Consider the following 5258-nt stretch of genomic DNA (forward strand, 5'->3'; position numbering starts at 1 on the left):
CAGGACGCGCAGGGAGGTCTCGTCGGCCGGACGGCCGGTCAGCCGGCCCCACAGGCGGTGCGCCAGCGGGCCGTCGTCCTCGTGGTCGTACCCGACCGGCGGCAGCGCGGCGACGAGGGTGGGGATGAGGGTGCGCGCCGTGTGCAGGACGGCCTCCTCGGACAGGTCGAAGCGCAGCGGGTCCTCGGCCGCCGCGGCGATCGCCGCCACCCGCAGCCGGTCGACGGGGGAGGCGTGTTCGGACAGCGCGTCCACCGCGCGCCGGGCGACCTCCACGGTGGCCTCGGGCGCGGTGAAGGCGGCCCCCGGCGCGGGCCGGCCGGTCCACAGCCACTCCGCGACCTCCTCGTAGGAGTGGCGGGCGGCCAGCTCGATGGCGTCGACGCCGCGGTAGTAGTACCGGTCGTGTTCGATCAGCGTGATGCGGGTCCGGACGGACAGTTCGCCGCCGGAGCCCGGAGTCCCGGCGGCCTCCCGGCGGTGGCGGCGGGCGAGCGCCTCGACCTCCCCGGCCTCGAAGGTGCTGGCCCGGCCGCCGGGCTCGCGTCTGCTGCTGAGCAGGCCGCGGCTCACATACGCGTAGACCGTCTCGGGCTTCACGCCGAGCAGTTCGGCGGTCTCCCTGGTGGTCAGCCTGCGCCCGGGGCGGTGGGGAGCGGTGTCGTGATCGCGCATGGGGGTCACCGTAGCCGTCTCTGCACATGTTGATGGGCGAACATTGACCCAGGCAACGTTGATCCAATGACCCTCACCTGTTGACCGGCCGATCACGTAGGGGTACGCGGGCCATGAGCCGGTGCCGGGCCGCTCGTATCCTGGACCCTCCGTCCATGCCCGTCCGCGCACCGGGCGGTGAGCCGGTGCGCGCTGGTACGTCTGAGAGGTCGCCCGTTGGGGAACAGCTTGGCAAGCGGCGGCAGCCCGCGGCAGATCCCGGTCGTCGTACTCGCCGGTTTCCTGGGCTCCGGGAAGACCACGCTCCTCAACCATCTGCTGCACCGCAGCGGAGGCAGCCGCATCGGGGCCATCGTCAACGACTTCGGAGCCATCGAGATCGACGCCATGGCCGTCGCCGGCGCCCTCGGCGACTCGACGGTCTCTCTCGGCAACGGCTGCCTGTGCTGCGCCGTGGACGCCGGCGAACTCGATCTGTACCTGGACCGGCTCGCCGCGCCCGCCGCCGGCATCGATGTGATCGTCATCGAGGCCAGCGGGCTGGCCGAGCCGCAGGAACTCGTGCGCATGCTCCTCGCCAGCGAGCACCCGGGCATCGTCTACGGCGGTCTCGTCGAGGTGGTCGACGCCGCCGAGTTCGACGACACGCGCGCGAAGCACCCGGAGATCGACCGGCACCTCGCCCTCGCGGACCTGGTCGTCGTCAACAAACTCGACCGCGCCGGCGACGCGGACCGGATCCTCGGGCTCGTCCGTTCGCTCACCGACCGCGCGGCCGTCGTCCCCGTCACCTACGGGCGGATCGACCCCGAGTTCCTCTTCGACTGCCGGCCCAGCGAGGAGCGCGTCGGCCAGCTGTCCTTCGACGACCTGCACGACCACGACGACCCGGACCACGCCGGGCACCTGCACACCGGCTACGACAGCCTGTCCTTCAGCTCCGCGGTCCCCCTGGAACCCCGGCGGCTCATGCGGTTCCTGGACAGTCGGCCCGAGGGGCTGTACCGGATCAAGGGCTACGTCGACTTCGGGCCGTACGACGCGGTCAACCGCTACGCCGTGCACGCCGTCGGCCGGTTCCTGCGCTTCTACCCGGAACCCTGGGCGCCCGGCGACGAGCGCCTCACCCAGCTCGTGCTGATCGGCTCCGGCATCGACGCGGACGCGCTCCGCAAGGAGCTGGACGACTGCGGGAACGACGCCCCGCACGCCGACGAGCACGGCATGTGGGGCGTCCTGCGGTACGTACAGGGACCGGACGAGGCGGACGCCGTCGTGGAGGAGCCGCCCGCCTAGGGTGTGTCGTTCGGCTCACGCCGCGGACGCGGGGCACGGCACGCACATCCGCGGCGTTGTCGTCGGTGGTCGACGCTCCGCGGTGCCGCCCTCCTCCGCCTTGCATCCGCACGTACCAGGCCCCGCTCACCGGCATGACGGGGCGCCGCCGACGCCTCGCGACCTGATCCGAACGACAGACCCCAGTCCCGCCGGACCCCGCACTCCAGAAGGAGACCCGCACCCTCATGACCGCCGCCATCCGCCGCGAGCACGACCTGCTCGGCGACCGTGACGTCCCCGCCGACGCGTACTGGGGCATCCACACCCTGCGCGCGACGGAGAACTTCCCCATCACCGGCACCCCGATCTCCGCCTACCCCCACCTGATCGACGCCCTGGCCGCCGTCAAGGAGGCCGCCGCCCTCGCCAACGAGGAACTCGGTCTGCTCGCGCCCGAGAAGGCCGCCGCGATCGTCGCCGCCTGCCGCGAGATCCGCGCCGGGAAGCTGCACGACCAGTTCGTGGTGGACGTCGTCCAGGGCGGCGCCGGCACGTCCACCAACATGAACGCCAACGAGGTCGTGGCCAACCGCGCGCTGGAACTGCTCGGCCACGCCAAGGGCCAGTACACGCATCTGCATCCCAACGAGGATGTCAACCTGAGCCAGTCAACCAATGACGTCTACCCGACCGCCGTCAAGATAGCGACGGTCTTCGCGGTACGTGGACTGCTCAAAGCGATGTCCGTACTCCAGGACGCCTTCGCCCGCAAGGCCGTCGAGTTCCGTGACGTGCTCAAGATGGGCCGTACACAGTTGCAGGACGCGGTACCCATGACGCTGGGTCAGGAGTTCTCCGCGTTCGCCGTCATGATCGAGGAGGACCGCAGCCGTCTCGCCGAGGCCGTCGAGCTGATCCACGAGATCAACCTCGGCGCCACGGCCATCGGCACCGGCCTCAACGCGCCCGCCGGGTACGCCGAGGCCGCCCGCCGCCATCTGTCCGCCATCACCGGCCTTCCGCTGGTCACCGCGGCCAACCTGGTCGAGGCCACCCAGGACTGCGGCGCCTTCGTCCAGATGTCCGGCGTCCTGAAGCGGATCGCGGTCAAGCTCTCCAAGAGCTGCAACGACCTGCGCCTGCTGTCCTCCGGTCCGCGCGCGGGCCTCGGCGAGATCAACCTGCCGCCGGTGCAGGCCGGTTCGTCGATCATGCCGGGCAAGGTCAACCCGGTCATCCCCGAGGTGGTCAACCAGGTCGCGTTCGAGGTGATCGGCAACGACGTCGCCATCACCATGGCCGCCGAGGCCGGACAGCTCCAGCTCAACGCCTTCGAGCCGATCATCCTGCACTCCCTGTCGAAGTCGATCACGCATCTGCAGAGCGCCTGCCGCACGCTGGCCGAGCGCTGTGTCTCCGGCATCACCGCCAACACCGAGCGGCTGCGCGCGACCGTGGAGAACTCCATCGGCCTGGTCACCGCGCTCAACCCGCACATCGGCTACACGGCCGCGACAGACATCGCCAAGGAGGCCCTCGCCACCGGCCGCGGTGTGGCCGAACTGGTGCTGGAGAAGGGCCTGCTGCCGGCCGGCCGGCTGGCCGAGCTGCTGCGCCCGGAGATCGTCGCGGGCAGCGGCGCACCGGCTGCCTGACCTGCGATAACACCACCTCGACAAGGCTCGGGAACCGGCCGGGAGGCACAATGGTGATCATGACAACGACGTCGTCCGCCACCTTCCTGCCGGTCCTGGAGCGCATAGCCGAGGAGATCGGCCACACGCCCGGGCGCGGCCGTCCCGCCGACTACATCCCCGCCCTCGCCGCCCGCGACCCGCGCAGCTTCGGCATGGCCGTCGCCGAGCCGGACGGCACGGTGTACGGGGTGGGGGACTGGCTCGAGCCGTTCTCCGCCCAGTCCATCACCAAGGTCTTCACCCTCGCCCTGGACCTGGCCCGGGAGGGCGACGAACTCTGGGAGCACGTGGGCCGCGAGCCCTCCGGCAACCCGTTCAACTCGCTGGTCCAGCTGGAGTACGAGAACGGCATCCCGCGCAACCCGTTCATCAACGCGGGCGCCCTCGTCGTCACCGACCGGCTGCAGACCCGTACCGGGGACGCGGCCGGCGAACTGCTGGACTTCCTGCGCGCCGAGAGCGGCAACCCCGCCCTGGACTTCGACACGGAGGTGGCCGCCTCCGAGGCCGCGCACGGCGACCGCAACGCCGCCCTCGCGCACTTCATGGCGTCCTACGGCAACATCGACAACGACATACCCGTCCTGCTCGACCAGTACTTCCGGCAGTGCTCGATCGCCGCCTCCTGCGCCGACCTGGCCCTCGCCACCGGTTTCCTCGCCCGGCACGGCATCCGAGCCGACGGCAGCCGGCTGCTCAGCCGCAGCCAGGCCAAGCAGGTCAACGCGATCATGCTGACCTGCGGCACCTACGACGCGGCCGGCAACTTCGCCTACCGGGTGGGCCTGCCCGGCAAGAGCGGGGTGGGCGGCGGCATCATCGCCGTCGTACCGGGCCGGTGCACGCTGTGCGTGTGGAGCCCGGGCCTGGACGAACGCGGCAACTCCGTCGCCGGGGTGGCGGCCCTGGACCGCTTCACCACACTCACCGGCCTGTCGATCTTCTGAGCCGGGGACACGTCCGGCACCCGCCGGACGCACACGTCACCGGCCGCCCCGTCCCCTGCCGGTCACACATCCGCTCCCGCCCGGCAGGACCGGCGTCGCCCACCGGCCACCCGGCGTTGCCACGCTGCCCCGGTGTTGGTCATGGCATTCCCCGTCGACCTCCGCCACTGCCAGGCCCTGGGCCTGGCCGGCACCGCCTTCCTCGCGCTCGGCGGCGAGACGGCCGGCGCCCTGCCGGTCCGGGAACTGTGGGCGCCCGCCTCGGTGCACGCGGCCCTCGGCCTGGTCGGGGTGTACTTCGGCATCGTCCTGCTGACGGCGGCCTGGCTGTTCCTGGGCCGGCTGGTACGCGGCCCGCGCCCGCCCACCCCGCGCGCCCTGCTGCTCGTCCTGGTCCTCTGGGCGGCCCCGCTGCTGCTCGCACCCCCGCTGTTCAGCCGGGACGTCTACAGCTACCTCGCCCAGGGCGCCATGGCCGACGCCCACATGGACGTCTACGCCCACGGCCCGGACCGGCTCGGCGGCCCGCTCGCCGACGAGGTCGCCCCGATGTGGCGGCACACCGCCGCCCCCTACGGCCCCGCCTTCCTGGGCCTGGCCGCGGCCCTGTCCGGGCTGACCCACGGCGAGCTGCCCGCCGGCCTGCTCGGCAGTGCGGCAG

Annotated in this window: 5 protein-coding genes; 4 read left to right on the top strand and 1 reads right to left on the bottom strand. The window is 72.0% G+C overall.

Features of this window, described 5'->3' with window-relative positions:
- Nucleotides 1–675 (bottom strand): citrate synthase (locus tag H5J33_RS22575; protein ID WP_181796732.1); only part of this gene is annotated, 675 nt, incomplete at its 3' end.
- Between the two features lie 216 nt (nt 676–891).
- Between H5J33_RS22575 and H5J33_RS22580 the strand changes: the two genes are divergently transcribed.
- The 4 genes from H5J33_RS22580 to mptB all read left to right on the top strand — a co-directional run.
- Entirely contained in the window at nt 892–1971 is a 1080-nt protein-coding gene (locus H5J33_RS22580; RefSeq protein WP_181796733.1) for a GTP-binding protein, read from the top strand.
- Between the two features lie 227 nt (nt 1972–2198).
- Nucleotides 2199–3608, top strand: a complete 1410-nt coding sequence (aspA, locus tag H5J33_RS22585; protein WP_181796734.1) for an aspartate ammonia-lyase — start codon at nt 2199–2201, stop codon at nt 3606–3608.
- Between the two features lie 50 nt (nt 3609–3658).
- Nucleotides 3659–4597 carry a glutaminase gene (locus tag H5J33_RS22590; protein WP_181796735.1) on the top strand — a complete coding sequence of 313 codons (939 nt, stop codon included), beginning with the start codon at nt 3659–3661 and terminating at the stop codon, nt 4595–4597.
- A 141-nt stretch (nt 4598–4738) separates the two neighbouring features.
- Nucleotides 4739–5258 (top strand): polyprenol phosphomannose-dependent alpha 1,6 mannosyltransferase MptB (gene mptB, locus H5J33_RS22595; RefSeq protein WP_181796736.1); only part of this gene is annotated, 520 nt, incomplete at its 3' end.

Origin of the sequence: Streptomyces sp. WELS2, assembly GCF_013870595.1 — a bacterium.
In the GTDB taxonomy this organism is placed as follows: Bacteria; Actinomycetota; Actinomycetes; order Streptomycetales; family Streptomycetaceae; genus Streptomyces.